General features: G+C 60.3%; 18 protein-coding genes. 8 read left to right on the plus strand and 10 right to left on the minus strand.

What is annotated here, in order from left to right:
* Window positions 1-3: 3 nt before the first annotated feature.
* The 4 genes from AC30D7_RS14685 to AC30D7_RS14700 form a co-directional block, all read right to left on the minus strand.
* Window positions 4-1,014 carry a hydrolase gene (locus AC30D7_RS14685; RefSeq protein WP_490134546.1) on the minus strand — a complete coding sequence of 337 codons (1,011 nt, stop codon included), beginning with the start codon at window positions 1,012-1,014 and terminating at the stop codon, window positions 4-6.
* Window positions 1,015-1,087: 73 nt separating this feature from the next.
* Window positions 1,088-1,705: a 16S rRNA (guanine(966)-N(2))-methyltransferase RsmD gene (rsmD, locus tag AC30D7_RS14690; protein ID WP_490134547.1), complete on the minus strand. Its 618-nt coding sequence runs from the start codon at window positions 1,703-1,705 to the stop codon at window positions 1,088-1,090.
* Entirely contained in the window at window positions 1,705-3,195 is a 1,491-nt protein-coding gene (locus AC30D7_RS14695) for a M16 family metallopeptidase (RefSeq protein ID WP_490134548.1), read from the minus strand. The genes rsmD and AC30D7_RS14695 overlap by 1 nt, the downstream gene beginning before the upstream one ends.
* Window positions 3,188-4,543 carry a M16 family metallopeptidase gene (locus AC30D7_RS14700; RefSeq protein ID WP_096479418.1) on the minus strand — a complete coding sequence of 452 codons (1,356 nt, stop codon included), beginning with the start codon at window positions 4,541-4,543 and terminating at the stop codon, window positions 3,188-3,190. The genes AC30D7_RS14695 and AC30D7_RS14700 overlap by 8 nt, the downstream gene beginning before the upstream one ends.
* Window positions 4,544-4,886: 343 nt before the next feature.
* On the opposite strand from AC30D7_RS14700, the gene ftsY reads away from it, so the two are divergent.
* From ftsY to rpoH, 4 genes are all read left to right on the plus strand, one after another.
* Window positions 4,887-6,383, plus strand: coding sequence for a signal recognition particle-docking protein FtsY (gene ftsY, locus AC30D7_RS14705; protein ID WP_490134549.1), 1,497 nt, complete (start codon window positions 4,887-4,889; stop codon window positions 6,381-6,383).
* Window positions 6,380-7,051, plus strand: coding sequence for a cell division ATP-binding protein FtsE (gene ftsE, locus AC30D7_RS14710; RefSeq protein ID WP_018928694.1), 672 nt, complete (start codon window positions 6,380-6,382; stop codon window positions 7,049-7,051). The genes ftsY and ftsE overlap by 4 nt, the downstream gene beginning before the upstream one ends.
* Window positions 7,048-8,073, plus strand: coding sequence for a permease-like cell division protein FtsX (gene ftsX / locus AC30D7_RS14715; protein WP_490134550.1), 1,026 nt, complete (start codon window positions 7,048-7,050; stop codon window positions 8,071-8,073). The genes ftsE and ftsX overlap by 4 nt, the downstream gene beginning before the upstream one ends.
* Window positions 8,074-8,186: 113 nt before the next feature.
* Window positions 8,187-9,041: an RNA polymerase sigma factor RpoH gene (gene rpoH / locus AC30D7_RS14720; protein WP_007897890.1), complete on the plus strand. Its 855-nt coding sequence runs from the start codon at window positions 8,187-8,189 to the stop codon at window positions 9,039-9,041.
* Window positions 9,042-9,140: 99 nt separating this feature from the next.
* Here rpoH and mtgA read toward each other — a convergent pair whose 3' ends face one another.
* Window positions 9,141-9,863 carry a monofunctional biosynthetic peptidoglycan transglycosylase gene (mtgA, locus tag AC30D7_RS14725; protein ID WP_019580606.1) on the minus strand — a complete coding sequence of 241 codons (723 nt, stop codon included), beginning with the start codon at window positions 9,861-9,863 and terminating at the stop codon, window positions 9,141-9,143.
* A 74-nt stretch (window positions 9,864-9,937) separates the two neighbouring features.
* Between mtgA and AC30D7_RS14730 the strand changes: the two genes are divergently transcribed.
* The 4 genes from AC30D7_RS14730 to trmB all read left to right on the plus strand — a co-directional run bounded on the left by AC30D7_RS14730 (window position 9,938) and on the right by trmB (window position 12,193).
* Window positions 9,938-10,309, plus strand: coding sequence for a DUF423 domain-containing protein (locus AC30D7_RS14730; RefSeq protein ID WP_490134551.1), 372 nt, complete (start codon window positions 9,938-9,940; stop codon window positions 10,307-10,309).
* Window positions 10,310-10,399: 90 nt separating this feature from the next.
* Window positions 10,400-10,600: a sulfur carrier protein ThiS gene (thiS, locus tag AC30D7_RS14735; RefSeq protein ID WP_007897898.1), complete on the plus strand. Its 201-nt coding sequence runs from the start codon at window positions 10,400-10,402 to the stop codon at window positions 10,598-10,600.
* A gap of 63 nt (window positions 10,601-10,663) precedes the next feature.
* The gene (locus AC30D7_RS14740; protein WP_007939343.1) at window positions 10,664-11,458 is read left to right on the plus strand and encodes a thiazole synthase; all 795 of its coding nucleotides are present in this window, start codon (window positions 10,664-10,666) and stop codon (window positions 11,456-11,458) included.
* 9 nt (window positions 11,459-11,467) lie between these two features.
* A complete protein-coding gene (gene trmB, locus AC30D7_RS14745; RefSeq protein WP_105340803.1) occupies window positions 11,468-12,193 on the plus strand; it encodes a tRNA (guanosine(46)-N7)-methyltransferase TrmB in 726 nt (241 codons plus the stop codon).
* 116 nt (window positions 12,194-12,309) lie between these two features.
* On the opposite strand, the gene AC30D7_RS14750 is transcribed toward trmB, so the two are convergent.
* From AC30D7_RS14750 to metW, 5 genes are read right to left on the minus strand one after another with little or no spacing between them, the layout of a single operon-like run.
* On the minus strand, window positions 12,310-12,633 hold the full coding sequence (locus AC30D7_RS14750) for a DUF3392 domain-containing protein (protein ID WP_096479421.1): 324 nt from the start codon (window positions 12,631-12,633) through the stop codon (window positions 12,310-12,312).
* A gap of 9 nt (window positions 12,634-12,642) precedes the next feature.
* Window positions 12,643-13,845, minus strand: coding sequence for a radical SAM family heme chaperone HemW (gene hemW, locus AC30D7_RS14755; RefSeq protein WP_490134552.1), 1,203 nt, complete (start codon window positions 13,843-13,845; stop codon window positions 12,643-12,645).
* Window positions 13,842-14,438 carry an RdgB/HAM1 family non-canonical purine NTP pyrophosphatase gene (gene rdgB / locus AC30D7_RS14760; protein WP_007939349.1) on the minus strand — a complete coding sequence of 199 codons (597 nt, stop codon included), beginning with the start codon at window positions 14,436-14,438 and terminating at the stop codon, window positions 13,842-13,844. The genes hemW and rdgB overlap by 4 nt, the downstream gene beginning before the upstream one ends.
* Entirely contained in the window at window positions 14,435-14,869 is a 435-nt protein-coding gene (locus AC30D7_RS14765; RefSeq protein ID WP_490134553.1) for a DUF4426 domain-containing protein, read from the minus strand. The genes rdgB and AC30D7_RS14765 overlap by 4 nt, the downstream gene beginning before the upstream one ends.
* 26 nt (window positions 14,870-14,895) lie before the next feature.
* Window positions 14,896-15,516, minus strand: a complete 621-nt coding sequence (gene metW, locus AC30D7_RS14770; protein WP_007939351.1) for a methionine biosynthesis protein MetW — start codon at window positions 15,514-15,516, stop codon at window positions 14,896-14,898.
* Between the last annotated feature and the right edge of the window lie 2 nt (window positions 15,517-15,518).

The raw sequence follows: 15,518 nt of genomic DNA on the forward strand, positions 1-15,518 counted from the left end.
TGATTACTTGCGCCCCGTGGTGGCCAACCATTGGGGAATGCGCCGTTCCAGGTAGTAACCCGGCTGCCTGAACGAGCCCTCGACGAAACCGACATGCCCGCCCTTGGCCTGCAATTCGAATTCGGTGCTGGCGGACAATTCGTTGGCCTGCGGCAGGCTGTGCGGAAACACAAACGGGTCGTCAGCTGCCTGGATAATCAGGGTCGGCGTGCGAATCTCTCCAAGGAAATAACGACTCGAAGCGCGGCGATAGTAATCCGCGGCATCGGCGAAACCATTCAGCGGTGCGGTGACCCGGCCGTCGAAATCCCAGAAAGTACGCAAGTTCTCCAAAGAACCCAGCGCCTCCAATGCCGCCAGGCCATCCTCATGTCCCTCATGCTGGAATCTGCGCTGTTTGTTCTTGATGTAGGCGACCATCTCCCGCATGAAATGCGCTTGGTAAAACTGGGAAAAACCCTGGCTGATACGATCGGCGCAGTGATCGAGGCGAAATGGTACCGACACCGCCACGGCGCCTAGCACTCCGCTGTTGCTGCCGGTTTCGCCCAGATGCTTGAGCAACACGTTACCGCCCATGGAATAACCGACTGCATACAGCGGCGCGAGGGGGCGTTGGGTGCGCAGGTGTCTAATGGTTTCGGCCAAATCTTCACTGGCTCCGGAATGGTAGCTGCGCGGCAACAGATTGGGCTCGCCGGAGCAGCCTCGCCAGTTCAGCGCGACGCTGGCCCAGCCTTGGGCGCCCAGCGCCTTCTGCACGCCTGCCACATAAGGCGAATTCGACGAGCCGGTCAGGCCGTGCAATACCAGCACCAACGGAGCATTCACGCTGTGGGGGCCGTGCCAGTCCAGGTCAAGGAAATCGCCATCTTCAAGCCACAATCGCTCGCGCTCACGCTCGATATGCGTGGTTTTGCGCCATAGCGGTCCCCACAAGGTTTGTAAGTGCGGATTACCCAGGCCGTAGGCGGGCGTGAAGGCAGGGGTGAAACGTTCTGGCAGATGGGACACGATTGCTCTCGATGCTGCGGCGCGTACCCGCAGCGTTAGCTGACTGAGCTGCGCACCGTTTTCTCAGGCCGGACTAGCCGGCGATCCCTGCCATACGTTGCCACAACGCGTAATACACTCGTCCGGATTTCTGCTCCCGATGCAGGCGCCAGTTTCCCGGCAAGCCAAGTATCGACGGTGCTGTTTCGCTTTCAGTGTAGACCCACGCATCGTCGGCCAGCCAGTGACGCTCCTCAAGCAGGGTGCAAACGGCCGGCAACAGATTCTGATTGAACGGCGGATCGAGGAACACCAGATCGAATGCCGTGGCCGGTTGGGTTTCCAGATAGCGCAAGGCGTCGGCAGTCTGTACCTGGCCGTTGGTGCAGCGCAGGGTGCCCAGATGTTCTTTCAGACTGGACACCGCAACGTTGCTGGCGTCCAGCGCCTGACCCATGGCCGCGCCACGGGACAAGGCTTCCAGGAACAGCGCGCCGCTGCCGGCAAACGGATCGAGCACCTTGGCCCCGGCGACGTAAGGCGCGAGCCAGTTGAACAGGGTCTCACGCACCCGATCCGGCGTCGGACGCAGGCCCGGGGCGTCAGGGAAGCTCAGCTTTCGGCTGCGCCATTCGCCACCGATGATGCGCAGTTGGTTCACGCCGTTGTGCACATTGTGAACAGGCTTTTTAGGACGCGATGGACTGGCCATTAATGCTCCGGAACCCCGAGCGGTTGCTCGGCAGGTTTGTCAGTGGGGGCCGGTAACGGCTTTTGTGGCACGGTCGGGCCAGCGCTGACGATGACCAGTTTATCCGTGCTCAGGTGTTTGTTCAGTGCGGCTTTGACTTGCTCGACGGTCAGGCTCTGGGACTGTTGCATGAAGTCTTCCAGGTAGCTCAGCGGCAAGTTGTAAAAGCCCATGGCGCCGAGCTGACCGACGATATCGGCGTTGCTGGCGGTGGACAGCGGGAAGCTGCCGGCCAGTTCACGCTTGGCGTCGTCGAGTTCTTTCTCGGTGGGGCCGGTCTTAAGGTAGTCGGCGAGCACATCCTGCACCAGTTTCAGGGTGCCTTCGCTCATTTCGGCGCGGGTTTGCAGGTTGATCATGAACGGGCCACGAGCCTGCATCGGGCTGAAACCCGAATACACGCCGTAAGCCAGGCCACGCTTCTCGCGCACTTCGCTCATCAGCCGGGTGCCGAAACCGCCGCCGCCAAGAATCTGGTTGCCCATGGACAGCGCTGCGTAATCCGGATCGTCACGGTCGATACCCAGTTGCGCGATCATCAGGTTGGTCTGTTTGGACGGAAACTCGATGTGGCCGATGCTGGGCTTGGGGTCGGTCGGTTGTTCGATTTTCGCCAGGGCCGGGCCCTTGGGCAGGTCGGCGGACACCTGGGCGGCAACCGCCTCTGCCTCGGCGCGCGACAGGTCGCCCACCAGCGCAATCACCACGTTGCCGGCGGCGTAGGCTTTCTGATGGAAGGCTCGCAACTGCGCCAGGGTAATCGGGGGAATGCTCTTGGCTGTGCCGTCGCTGGAGTGTGCGTACGGGTGATCGCCATACAAGCGGTTCATCAGCTCCAGGCTGGCGAGTTTGCCGGGGTTCTGTTTCTGGTATTCGAAGCCGGCGAGCATCTGGTTCTTGATGCGCGCAAACGAGTCGGCGGGGAAGGTCGGCTTGCCGACGACTTCAGCGAACAGCTTCAGGGCCGGCTCGCGTTTGTCTGCGGCACTGAGGCTGCGCAAGGAGGCAAGCGCCATGTCTTTGTACGCGCCGTTGCTGAAGTCGGCGCCCAATCCTTCGAAGCCCTGAGCGATGGCGCCGACATCTTTGCCGGCCACACCTTCGTTGAGCATGGCGTTGGTCAGCAGTGCAAGGCCGGGTGCATCTCCGTCCTGGCTGCTGCCGGCGGCGAAGATCAGGCGCATGTCGAACATCGGCAGTTCACGGGCTTCGACGAACAATACCTTGGCGCCTTCGGCGGTGTTCCAGGTCTGCACGTTCAGCGAGCGATGGCTTGGGGCCTTGCCGTCGAGTTCGGCCAGCGATTGCAGCTTTTGGCTGGACTTGGCCTTGTCGAGGGCTTCGCTGGCGTTGGACTCGTCGGGTTTTGACAGATAGAAGGCGGCAGACCCGATCAGTGCAACAGCGATCAGGCCGATCAGGGCCAGACGCGACTTTTTACGCTCACTCATGAGTCGTCTCCTGTGGCAGTACATGGGCGACGCTGAGACGTTCGCGGGTGAAATACAGCTTGGCGGTCTTCTGGATGTCTTGCGGGGTCACGCTTTCCAGGTCGGCGAGTTCGGTGTCCATCAGCTTCCAGGACAGGCCGACGGTTTCCAATTGACCGATGGCGGTGGCCTGGCTGGTGATCGAGTCACGCTCAAAAACCAGGCCGGCAATGACCTGCGCTCGTACCCGCTCCAGTTCTTCAGTGGATGGCGCGGTGGTTTTCAGTTGTTCGAGCAGTTTCCACAAACCGGCTTCGGCCTGAGCCATGGTTTTCTTTTTCTGGGTGTTCGGCGAAGCCGACAAGGTGAACAGGCTGTCGCCACGGGTGTAGGCGTCGTAGCTCGACGAGCCGCCGGACACCAGCTCTTCGCCGCGTTCCAGTTGCGTCGGGATGCGGCCACTGTAGCCACCGTCGAGCAGGGCCGAAATCAGGCGCAGGGCGTTCACCGAGCGTTTGTCTTCAGCGGTGGCGATGCTCGGCACGTTAAAGGCCAGCATCAGGCTCGGCAATTGAGTCTGCACATGCAGGGTGATCTTGCGTTCGCCGGGCTCAGCCAGTTCCAGCGGGATTTTCGCCGGTGGCACGTCGCGCTTGGCGATCGGGCCGAAGTAACGCTGGGCCAGGGTTTTGACTTCGTCCGGGGTCACATCGCCGACCACCACCAGAGTGGCGTTGTTCGGCACATACCAGGACTGGTACCAATGGCGCAGTTCTTCGACTTTCATGCGGTCGAGGTCGGCCATCCAGCCGATGGTCGGCGTGTGGTAACCGCTGGCGGGGTAGGCCATGGCCATGAAACGTTCGTAGGCCTTGGACATCGGCTTGTCGTCGGTGCGCAGGCGCCGTTCTTCTTTGATCACCTCGATTTCGCGGGTGAACTCGTCGGCCGGCAGGCGCAGATTGGCCATGCGGTCGGCTTCCAGTTCGAAGGCCACGCCCAGGCGGTCGCGGGCCAGCACCTGGTAATACGCGGTGAAGTCGTCGCTGGTGAAAGCGTTCTCTTCGGCGCCAAGGTCGCGCAGGATCAGCGAGGCTTCTCCGGGGCCAACTTTCTCGCTGCCCTTGAACATCATGTGTTCCAGCGCATGGGACAGCCCGGTCTGGCCTGGGGTCTCGTAGCTCGAGCCGACCTTGTACCAGATTTGAGAAACGACGACCGGTGCGCGATGGTCTTCGCGCACGACAACCTTCAGGCCGTTGTCGAGGGTGAATTCGTGGGTCGGTTGTGGGTCGGCAGCCAAGGCTGAGAGGGGCAGACAAACTGTGCTGAGCAGCAGGCCTGCAGCGCGGCGGGCTAGAGCATTCATTCGTTTTTAAACCTGTTGGGCTGCCCGCTGGTCTTAGCGTCGGCGGGCGAGAGGGTGCTAGGATACTGATCCGTTTTACTGGCGGCCACGCCTATCAGGCCTTTGATCGGCTTGCAGGTTGCATGGGTTACCGGCAGAAACTTTGAGTTTGTCAGCTAAACTCTGCGTTTTCGCCGACGATGCCGTTCCAGTCCTTCGTATTAGTCGACCTTTGAGGCGCCGTTGGCTCCTCGACAAAATGTTGCGCGTGAACAAGCTGGATGAATCGCAGTCTGTTCAGCATCGAATTTTTATTTGCCGAGGCGCCTATTGGCGCGTCGCTACCGTGAGATAGCCGTCCTCCATGTTTGGTTCCAACGACGACAAGAAGACCCCAGCTGCGGCTGGTGAGAAGAAAAGCCTGTTCGGATGGCTGCGCAAAAAACCGCAGGAACCCGTTGTCGAACAGCCACAGCCACTTTCCGAGCCAACCCTGGCACCGGTTATAGAGCAAAAGCCCGCGCCGATTGCCGAGCCGGTGCTACAACCTGCTGCCGAGCTTGCCCCTGAAACCGAAGTCGCGGCCCCATTGCCGCTGACGCCAGTTGCCACACCGTGGCTGACTTTGCCGGTAGCGGAAGAGCCGGTGGCGCTGGTTGCAGATGAGCAAGCGCCGCACATCACACCACCGATTCCGGCCCCGACAGCGTTTGCTCCGGAGCCGGTTCGGGCGCCAGTGGTTGAGCCGGCAGCCGTTGCGCCCGTGTTCGTGGCCGAACCTGCTCCAGTGGTTCCAGAGCCTGCAGTGCCAGCATTTGTTGCTCCGGTTGCTCCAGCGCCTGCGCCTGCACCCGTCATCGCTCCTGTTGCCGCCACACCGGTTGCGCCCCTCGAAACTCCAGTCGAGCCTGTGCGTACCGAAGAGACCAAAGCCGGTTTCTTCGCCCGTCTCAAGCAAGGCCTGTCCAAGACCAGCGCCAGCATTGGCGAGGGCATGGCGAGCCTGTTCCTCGGCAAGAAAATCATTGATGACGAGTTGCTCGAAGACATCGAAACCCGTCTGCTGACCGCCGATGTGGGCGTCGAAGCGACGTCGGTGATCATTCAGCGCCTGACTCAGAAAGTCGCCCGCAAGGAACTGGCCGATGCCGACGCGCTGTACAAATCCCTGCAAGCCGAATTGGCAGCGATGCTCAAACCGGTCGAGCAGCCGCTGAAAATCACCTCGCAGAACAAGCCGTTCGTGATTCTGGTGGTCGGCGTCAACGGTGCCGGCAAAACCACCACCATCGGCAAGCTGGCGAAGAAGCTGCAACTGGAAGGCAAGAAAGTCATGCTCGCCGCTGGTGACACCTTCCGCGCCGCGGCGGTCGAGCAACTGCAGGTCTGGGGTGAGCGCAACAAGATCCCGGTGATCGCCCAGCACACCGGCGCCGACTCGGCTTCGGTAATCTTCGACGCTGTGCAGGCCGCCAAGGCCCGTGGCATTGATGTGTTGATCGCCGACACCGCCGGTCGCCTGCACACCAAAGACAATTTGATGGAAGAGTTGAAGAAGGTTCGCCGGGTGATCGGCAAGCTCGATGCCGACGCGCCTCATGAGGTGCTGTTGGTGCTCGACGCCGGTACCGGCCAGAACGCCATCAACCAGGCCAAGCAATTCAACCAGACCGTCGAATTGACCGGCCTGGCGCTGACCAAACTCGACGGCACGGCCAAGGGTGGGGTGATTTTCGCCCTGGCCAAGCAGTTTGGCTTGCCGATCCGTTACATCGGCGTTGGTGAAGGCATCGACGATTTGCGTACTTTTGAAGCAGAACCCTTTGTCCAGGCATTGTTTGCCGAGCGGGAGCGTTCATGATTCGTTTCGAACAGGTCGGTAAACGCTACCCGAACGGTCACGTCGGCTTGCATGAGCTGAGCTTTCGAGTCCGTCGGGGCGAATTCTTGTTTGTCACCGGCCATTCCGGCGCCGGTAAAAGCACCTTGTTGCGGCTGTTGCTGGCCATGGAACGTCCGACCACCGGCAAATTGCTGCTGGCCGGGCAAGACCTGAGCACCATCAGCAACGCACAGATTCCGTTCCTGCGCCGACAGATCGGCGTGGTGTTCCAGAACCACCAGTTGCTGTTCGATCGCACGGTGTTCAATAACGTCGCGTTGCCGTTGCAGATCCTTGGCCTGTCCAAGGCCGAGGTCGTCAAGCGCGTGGACTCGGCCCTGGAGCGCGTGGCGCTCTCGGACAAAACCGATCTCTACCCTGGCGACCTGTCTACCGGCCAGCAACAGCGCGTCGGCATCGCTCGCGCCATCGTTCACCGTCCGGCCTTGCTGCTGGCGGATGAACCGACCGGTAACCTCGACCCGCGTCTGGCGGCAGAAATCATGGGCGTGTTCGAAGACATCAACCGTCTGGGCACCAGCGTGCTGATCGCCAGTCACGACCTGGCGCTGATTGCCCGCATGCGTCATCGCATGCTGACCCTGCAGCGTGGCCGATTGATCGGCGACGGGGAGGCCGGCGTATGAGTGCGACACGTAGCCCCAAGGTTTCCGAGCGTGTGGCCCCGAAGGCCGCCGACCCGCAACCACAGCAGAAGAAAAAACGCGACGATGACGATGGCCCGGATTTCGCCACGCTGTTCCGCGCCTGGATCGAAAGTCATCGCGCCAGTTTGCTGGACAGCTTGCGTCGCTTGGGCAAGCACCCGATCGGCAGCTTTTTTACCTGCATGGTGATGGCTGTGGCCCTGAGCTTGCCGATGGGCCTGTCACTTTTGCTGAATAACGTCGAGCGTCTCGGTGGCTCCTGGCAGCGTGCGGCGCAGATTTCCCTGTACCTGCAACTTGAGGCCAGCCCTGCCGAGGGTGAGTCGTTGCGTGAGCAGATCAAAGGCATGCCGGGCGTAGCGGATGCCGAATACGTGGGTCGCGATCAGGCACTGGAAGAGTTCCAGCAGCAGTCCGGACTGGGCGAAGCCCTTAAGGAACTGCCGGAAAACCCGCTGCCGGGCGTGGTTCTGGTGACCCCGAAAGAAGTCGACAAGCCTGGGCTTGAAGCATTACGACAAAAACTTTCCGAGTTGCCGAAGGTACAACAGGCGCAACTTGATCTAGTCTGGGTCGAGCGTCTGGCAGCCATCCTCAAGCTGGGCGACCGTTTTGTCTTCGGTCTGACCGTGCTTTTGGTTTCTGCATTACTTTTGGTGATAGGCAATACCATTCGTCTTCATATTGAAAACCGCCGCACAGAGATAGAAGTGATTAAACTCGTCGGCGGCACGGACAGTTATGTGCGCAGGCCCTTTCTGTACATGGGCGCGCTATATGGCTTCGGTGCGGGGATTCTTTCCTGGGGCGTATTGGCGTTCGGCCTGAACTGGCTGAACGACGCGGTGGTTGGACTGGCCGGTTTGTACGGCAGTGATTTTGCGCTGGCCGGAGTGCCAGTTGCCGACGGTCTGTCGCTCTTGCTTGGCGCGGTGCTGTTGGGGTATATCGGTGCATGGATTGCAGTCGCACGCCACCTGCGGGAGCTTGCGCCAAAGTAATATCATTTTGCTCGTATTGACCTTTCAGCGTTTATGGGAACTTGTTTTTTGGTTTCCGGTCAATTTTCGCAGTGCTGAACTGCACGAGTTATGTAAGTCGGAGGTTTTTTCGTATGACCAATTCTTTGCAACCTGCATATGCTCTGGTCCCGGGTGCGAACCTGGAGGCCTATGTGCACACGGTGAACAGCATTCCATTGCTGACGCCGGAGCAGGAGCGTGAACTGGCCGAGAGTCTCTATTATGAGCAGGATTTGGGGGCGGCTCGGCAGATGGTGCTCGCCCACCTGCGTTTTGTCGTACACATTGCCCGTAGCTATTCCGGTTACGGCCTGGCCCAGGCTGACCTGATCCAGGAAGGCAACGTCGGCCTGATGAAAGCGGTCAAGCGTTTCAACCCGGAAATGGGTGTGCGCCTGGTGTCCTTTGCGGTGCACTGGATCAAGGCGGAAATCCACGAGTTCATCCTGCGCAACTGGCGGATCGTCAAAGTCGCGACCACCAAGGCTCAGCGCAAGCTGTTCTTCAACCTGCGCAGCCAGAAGAAACGTCTGGCCTGGCTGAACAACGAGGAAGTCCATCGTGTGGCGGAAAGCCTCGGTGTAGAGCCGCGGGAAGTGCGCGAGATGGAAAGTCGCCTGACCGGCCATGACATGGCCTTCGACCCGGCCGCGGAAGCGGACGACGACAGTGCCTTCCAATCGCCGGCCAACTACCTGGAAGACCACCGGTACGATCCGGCTCGTCAACTGGAAGACGCCGACTGGAGCGACAACTCCAACCACAACCTGCACGAAGCGCTTGAAGTGCTGGACGACCGCAGCCGCGACATCCTCTACCAGCGCTGGCTGGCAGAAGAAAAGGCCACGCTGCACGACCTGGCGCAGAAGTACAACGTGTCGGCCGAGCGTATTCGTCAGCTCGAGAAGAGCGCGATGAACAAGCTCAAGTTGTCGATCGCTGCGTAACTGCGGCAACGGCAATAAAAAACGCCCCGATCACTGATCGGGGCGTTTTTATTTCTGCCCAATTTCCGGTTTAGCGTCGACCTTGTGGGATCTTCGGTGTCATTGAGCCCATGGCGCCCGGCGGGAATCGTTGAGGCCGACCAGATAGCTGTCACCGCCCAACTGATTCATCTGCTGGCGAATCCACCCGGCCCGCCTTGCAACGTAAGAAGTCGGATGGCTGGCACTCCACACCCGCGGGTTCGGCAGTACCGCAGCCAGCAAACTTGCCTGCTGCCGGGACAGCGAACCAGCGCCCACGCCAAAGTGATGCCGGGCCGCCGCTTCGGCGCCGAACACACCTTCATCCCACTCGACGCTATTGAGGTATACCTCAAGAATCCGCTGCTTGGGCCAGAACACTTCGATCAATCCGGTAAACCAGGCTTCCAGGCCTTTACGCAGCCAGCTGCGGCCAGACCACAGAAACAGGTTTTTCGACACTTGCTGGCTCAGGGTGCTGGCGCCGCGAATCGAGCCGCCGCGCTCGTTATGTGCAAACGCCGCCTGAATCGCACTGAAATCAAAGCCCCAATGCTCGGGAAACTTCTGGTCTTCACCGGCAATCACCGCGACTTTCAGGTCGTCGGAGATTTCATCCCAGGGTTTCCAGGTGCGTTGCAGATCGATGGGCTCGCCGTCGACCCAGGATTCGATCTTGCGCTCGACCATCAACGCCGTTCCTGGTGGCGGCACCACCCGAAACAGCAGAACCAGCAAAACACTGCCGGCCGCGAACCAGAGCAGGGCCTTTGTGAAACGACGGAAAATTAACTGCAGCATAGAGATGGCTTGGCCGAACCCGTTGAGCCGGCCATTATACAGACCCTGCTGATCGAGTCTGACTGGAGTTCTTCATGCTGCGTGGCTTTCTGATGCTTGCCGCTTTCTTCGGATTCACCGGCGTTGCCTTGGGCGCATTCGCCGCCCACGGCCTGAAAAGCCGCCTGACGCCTGAGTATTTGACGATTTTCCACACGGGCGTCACTTATCAACTGGTGCATACCTTGGCGTTGCTGGGTGTTGCATTGCTGGCCACGCAGATTCCCGGTCGTCTGATTACCTGGGCTGGCGCGTCATTTGCCATTGGCATTGTGTTGTTTTCCGGCAGCTTGTACCTGCTGACGATGACCGGCGTCAGCAAGCTCGGGATCGTTACACCGTTCGGCGGCCTCGCGTTTCTGGTCGGCTGGGTTTGCCTGGGGCTAGCCGCCTGGCGGCTGAGCTGACCACGCAGTCCATTTCGTGACGAATGGCTTGGGTCGTCAAGTCTGATCGGGCTAGAATGCCAGCCCCTAAAAATGATGGCGGCATTCGGCATGCGCATTCAGTTGAACGGCGAATCCCTTGAACTGCCCGACGGTGAAACCGTTGCGGCCCTGCTGACCCGTCTGGAACTGACCGGGCGCCGGGTGGCGGTCGAGCTCAATCTGGATATCGTCCCGCGCAGCCAGCACGCTGAAACCACGCTGAACGACGGCGACTCGGTCGAAGTGGTACACGCCATCGGCGGCGGCTAGCCGTCTGGCCCGAGCGGCCACAGAATCATTGTGCAAGAACCTCACCCCAACAGAGGATTTCCCATGAGCATCGTTCGTAGCGACAAGCCCTTCGTCCTGGCCGGTCGTACTTACCAGTCGCGTTTGCTGGTAGGCACCGGCAAGTACCGTGACATGGAAGAAACCCGCCTGGCCATCGAGGCTTCGGGTGCCGAGATCGTCACCTTCGCTGTGCGCCGGACCAACCTCGGCCAGAACCCGGGCGAACCGAACCTGCTCGAAGTCCTGTCGCCGGATCGCTACACCTTCCTGCCGAACACTGCCGGTTGCTACGACGCCATTGAAGCCGTGCGCACCTGCCGCCTGGCCCGTGAGCTGCTCGACGGCCACAACCTGGTGAAGCTGGAAGTGCTGGCGGATCAGAAAACCCTGTTCCCCAACGTGATCGAAACCCTCAAGGCCGCCGAAGTGCTGGTCAAGGAAGGTTTTGACGTGATGGTGTACACCAGCGATGACCCGATCATTGCCCGTCAACTGGCGGAAATCGGCTGTATCGCGGTGATGCCGCTGGCTGGTCTGATCGGCTCGGGCCTGGGGATCTGCAACCCGTACAACCTGCAGATCATCCTCGAAGAGGCGAAAATCCCGGTGCTGGTGGATGCCGGTGTCGGTACTGCCTCCGACGCCACCATCGCCATGGAGCTGGGCTGTGAAGCGGTGCTGATGAACTCGGCCATCGCCCATGCCCAGCAGCCGATCATGATGGCTGAAGCCATGAAACACGCCATCGTGGCAGGTCGTCTGGCCTACCTCGCGGGCCGCATGCCGAAAAAACTCTATGCCAGCGCCTCTTCGCCGCTGGATGGTCTGATCAAGTAAGAGCCATTGATGACTGAATCAAACGACACGCCTATCCAGCAGGAAGAAGGCGAAGAGCGCCAACACCGCCGTATCAAGAGTTTCGTGATGCGCGCCGGGCGCATGACCGAAGGCCAGCAACGCGGCCTGGAGCAGGGCGCTCCATTGTTCGTACTGCCTTTGGCCGATGCGCCGGTGGATTTCGATCAGGTGTTCGGCCGTTCGGCGCCGCGCTCGCTGGAAATCGGTTTCGGCATGGGCCATTCGCTGCTGGAAATGGCCGCGGCTTCGCCGGAGCAGGATTTCATTGGCGTTGAAGTTCACCGTCCAGGTGTCGGCGCGCTGCTCAATGGCGTGCTGACTCAGGGCCTGACCAACCTGCGTGTCTACGATTGCGATGCGATCGAAGTGCTCAACCGTTGCATCGCCGACAATAGCCTCGACCGCCTGATGCTGTTTTTCCCGGATCCGTGGCACAAGAGCCGTCACCACAAGCGTCGTATCGTTCAGGCATCGTTCGCTGAGCTGGTGCGCAGCAAGTTGAAGGTCGGCGGTGTGTTGCACATGGCCACCGACTGGGAGCCGTACGCCGAGTACATGCTGGAAGTGATGAACGTCGCTCCGGGCTATCGCAACCTCGCCGAAGACGGCAAGTGCGTCCCGCGCCCGGCCGAACGCCCGATCACCAAGTTCGAACGCCGCGGCGAACGTCTTGGGCATGGCGTGTGGGATCTGAAGTTCGAAAAACTGGCGTAAAACCTGTGGGAGCGGGCTTGCCCGCGATGGCGGTTTGACAGTCAACAGAGATGTTGAATGTTATGGCCTCATCGCGGGCAAGCCCGCTCCCACATTGTTTTGTGTGCTATTCGAATTTAGCGGCGGTCTGCCACAACCCCGATCAGCACCAGCACCACCAACAACACCGGCGCCAGGCTGTAGTTGTTGAACTGGCTCAGGCCTTTGATGATCCATGGCGTGGCATAGATCAGCGCCACGCCGCTGCCGACCATGCACAGCAGGGCCATCAGCGGGATGCGCAAGGCGCCGGCGATGCTGCCCAGGCGTTGGTCGACCCAGCCCTTGAGGTCGGCGCCAAACAGCACGAGCAGGCAGCCCACCAGCGCCAGAGCGATTTCCGACAGGTTGCTACGGCTCCAGCGGGACACGGTGGCGAGCAGGTCGAGTACCAGATCCATTCGATTTCCTTATGTCAGAAAAGTCTGCAGCAAGTCATTGAGAAAGAGTTGTCCGCGCATCGTGGCTGCCAGACGTGACGGTTCGACCTGCAACAAGCCACTTTGTTCGGCCTCGCGGCGGCCTTCGGCAAGGCTTTCCAGGGGTAGCCCGGTGCGCTCCGTATACAACTGCGCTTCGACACCCTCGGTCAGGCGCAAGGCGTTCATCAGGAACTCGAACGGCAGTTCTTCGTTGGTCAGCGCTTTCTCGCCAGCCTTGAAGCTTTTGGCTGGATTGAGGTAATCCTTCGGCAGGCGAGTTTTCCAGGTGCGTACGATGCGCCCGTCCGGATGGCTGAGCTTGCCGTGGGCACCGGCGCCGATGCCGATGAAGTCGCCGAAACTCCAGTAATTGAGGTTATGCCGCGCCGGCCGGCCGGGCTGGGCATAGGCCGAGACTTCGTACTGCGCGTAACCGTGTTCGGCCAACAGCGCCTGGCCGGCCTCTTGAATATCCCACAGGGCGTCATCTTCCGGCAGCGTCGGCGGCTGGTTCCAGAACACCGTGTTCGGCTCCAGGGTCAGCTGATACCAGGACAGGTGCGTCGGCTTCAGGGCGATGGCCTGGCGCAGGTCGCTCAGGGCATCGTCCAGCGTCTGATCGGGCAAACCGTGCATCAGGTCCAGATTGAAGTTGTCGAAGCCAGCCTGGCGCGCCATGTCGGCGGCACGCACGGCTTCATCGCCGTTGTGGATCCGCCCCAGCGCCTTGAGTTTTTCTTCCTGAAAGCTCTGGATACCGATCGACAGGCGATTGATGCCCAGCGCCCGGTAAGCGCGGAATTTCTCCTGCTCGAACGTTCCTGGGTTGGCTTCCAGGGTGATTTCTATGTCGCTGGCAAACGCAATGCGTTGCTCGACACCCTTGAGCAAACGGCCCAACGCCTCGGCGCTGAACAGACTCGGCGTACCGCCACCAAAGAAGATCGAGCTCAGCTCGCGACCATAGACCGCATGCAGGTCCTGATCGAGGTCGGCGAGCAAGGCGTCCACATACTCTTGTTCCGGCAGCACCGGGCTGGCGGTGTGGGAGTTGAAGTCGCAATAAGGGCATTTGCGTACACACCACGGGATGTGGATGTACAGCGCCAAGGGCGGCAGCACAGGCAAAGCGGCCCGAGGCGATTGCGCGCCGCCGAAGATCAGCGGCGACGCGGATGATTCAATGGTCATTTCAAGCCCAGACGCTGGCGCAGCAGATCCATTGCACGGGCGCGGTGACTGATCTGGTTCTTGTCGCTGGGCTTAAGCTCGGCGCTGGAGCACTCGCGTTCCGGCACCCAGAACAGCGGGTCGTAGCCAAAACCGTGCTCACCGCTGGCCTGGGTCAGGATGCGTCCATGCCACAGGCCTTCGCAGAGGATTGGCAACGGATCGTCGGCATGACGCACCAGCGCCAACACGCAGACGAATTGCGCGCCGCGCTCCGCTTGTGGCACGTCTTTCATGACGTCGAGCAGTTTGGCATTGTTCGCCGCATCGCCCTTGCCGTCAGCGTAACGGGCCGAATAGATACCCGGCGCACCGCCGAGGAAATCCACCGCCAGCCCCGAATCGTCGGCCAAGGCCGGCAGGCCGGAAATGCGCGAGGCGTTGCGGGCCTTGAGAATGGCGTTTTCAACGAACGACAGGCCGGTTTCTTCAGGCTCGACGCTGCTGAACTCGCCGATCGAGCGCAAGTGCACCGATTCGCCCAGCATGGCCTGGAGTTCCTTGAGTTTGCCGGCGTTATGGCTGGCCAGTACGAGTTGCGTGAAATTGATCATTCGCCGGGGAAGAGCTCTTGGTTGAAATTGATGGTGTTGATTTTGTCGCCGGTCTGCACCTTGATTTCAAAGGTGCGGATTTCCTGCTGTGGCACCGGGTACTGGGCGATGTAGTAGATCGCGCCGGTTTCGGTGATCTGTTTGAACTGCAATGGGACGCTTTGGCTGGTCAGGTCTTTGACCGTCCCGCTGACTTGTGCGGTTTGCGGTTTGCCGTCCTTGATCACCGACACGTTGATCACGCCCTGGTTCTTGCTGCGGATCAGCTCGGCAGCCTTGGCGATGTCCGGTGTCAGATAAGTCGAGTTGAAGGTGTTGTAGTGCACTGTCACATCGCCAAATGTTTCCTGGCGTTCGCTTTTGATGACGTCGGCGGCCATGGCGGTGACGCTCAGGCAGGCAGTAAGTACAAACAGCGCTAGACGACCCATGATCGTTCTCCTCGAAGTGTCGTGATTCAGACCGCGACCTTGTGGTCCGGCAGACCGGGGCTGCTGACGCGATAGATACCGATCTCACCTAACAGATTAGGCCATAGCTTACTGGCCCACCCGTGTCGATGCTGTTGATCCACGGCAAGTCGATCAATGACCTTGGCTTCACGTTCGCGACACAGCGCTTCAAAGTCTTCGAAGGTGCAGAAGTGAATGTTTGGCGTGTTGTACCAGGTGTACGGCAGAAACTCCGAAACCGGCATCCGGCCCTTGCTCGCCAGGTACCAGCGGCAGCGCCAGTGGCCAAAGTTGGGGAAGGTGATGATGCACTGGCGACCGACCCGCAGCATTTCGTCGAGGATCTTGTCCGGGTAATGCACGGCTTGCAGGGCCTGGGTCATGACCACGATGTCGAAGCTATTGCTGGCAAAGTTGCCCAGGCCCTTGTCCAGGTCCTGCTCGATGACGTTGATGCCTTTGGCGACACACTCGGCAATGTTGTCCGGGTCGTTTTCCAGGCCATAGCCGGTGACCTGCTTGTGGTCGCGCAGCCAGGTCAGCAGCTCGCCATCACCGCAGCCGAGGTCGAGCACGCGGCTGCCGGCGGGGATCCATTCCTGGATGATTTCCAGATCGGCTCTCATGT

The organism is Pseudomonas sp. DF5 (assembly GCF_058148225.1).

Excerpts from the sequence above, each read along its gene's own strand:
- rsmD (WP_490134547.1), bottom strand. The coding sequence starts at position 1,705 with ATGGCCAGTCCATCGCGTCCTAAAAAGCCTGTTCACAATGTGCACAAC.
- AC30D7_RS14695 (WP_490134548.1), bottom strand. The coding sequence starts at position 3,195 with ATGAGTGAGCGTAAAAAGTCGCGTCTGGCCCTGATCGGCCTGATCGCT.
- AC30D7_RS14700 (WP_096479418.1), bottom strand. The coding sequence starts at position 4,543 with ATGAATGCTCTAGCCCGCCGCGCTGCAGGCCTGCTGCTCAGCACAGTT.
- ftsY (WP_490134549.1), top strand. The coding sequence starts at position 4,887 with ATGTTTGGTTCCAACGACGACAAGAAGACCCCAGCTGCGGCTGGTGAG.
- ftsE (WP_018928694.1), top strand. The coding sequence starts at position 6,380 with ATGATTCGTTTCGAACAGGTCGGTAAACGCTACCCGAACGGTCACGTC.
- ftsX (WP_490134550.1), top strand. The coding sequence starts at position 7,048 with ATGAGTGCGACACGTAGCCCCAAGGTTTCCGAGCGTGTGGCCCCGAAG.
- rpoH (WP_007897890.1), top strand. The coding sequence starts at position 8,187 with ATGACCAATTCTTTGCAACCTGCATATGCTCTGGTCCCGGGTGCGAAC.
- mtgA (WP_019580606.1), bottom strand. The coding sequence starts at position 9,863 with ATGCTGCAGTTAATTTTCCGTCGTTTCACAAAGGCCCTGCTCTGGTTC.
- AC30D7_RS14730 (WP_490134551.1), top strand. The coding sequence starts at position 9,938 with ATGCTGCGTGGCTTTCTGATGCTTGCCGCTTTCTTCGGATTCACCGGC.
- thiS (WP_007897898.1), top strand. The coding sequence starts at position 10,400 with ATGCGCATTCAGTTGAACGGCGAATCCCTTGAACTGCCCGACGGTGAA.
- AC30D7_RS14740 (WP_007939343.1), top strand. The coding sequence starts at position 10,664 with ATGAGCATCGTTCGTAGCGACAAGCCCTTCGTCCTGGCCGGTCGTACT.
- trmB (WP_105340803.1), top strand. The coding sequence starts at position 11,468 with ATGACTGAATCAAACGACACGCCTATCCAGCAGGAAGAAGGCGAAGAG.
- AC30D7_RS14750 (WP_096479421.1), bottom strand. The coding sequence starts at position 12,633 with ATGGATCTGGTACTCGACCTGCTCGCCACCGTGTCCCGCTGGAGCCGT.
- hemW (WP_490134552.1), bottom strand. The coding sequence starts at position 13,845 with ATGACCATTGAATCATCCGCGTCGCCGCTGATCTTCGGCGGCGCGCAA.
- rdgB (WP_007939349.1), bottom strand. The coding sequence starts at position 14,438 with ATGATCAATTTCACGCAACTCGTACTGGCCAGCCATAACGCCGGCAAA.
- AC30D7_RS14765 (WP_490134553.1), bottom strand. The coding sequence starts at position 14,869 with ATGGGTCGTCTAGCGCTGTTTGTACTTACTGCCTGCCTGAGCGTCACC.
- metW (WP_007939351.1), bottom strand. The coding sequence starts at position 15,516 with ATGAGAGCCGATCTGGAAATCATCCAGGAATGGATCCCCGCCGGCAGC.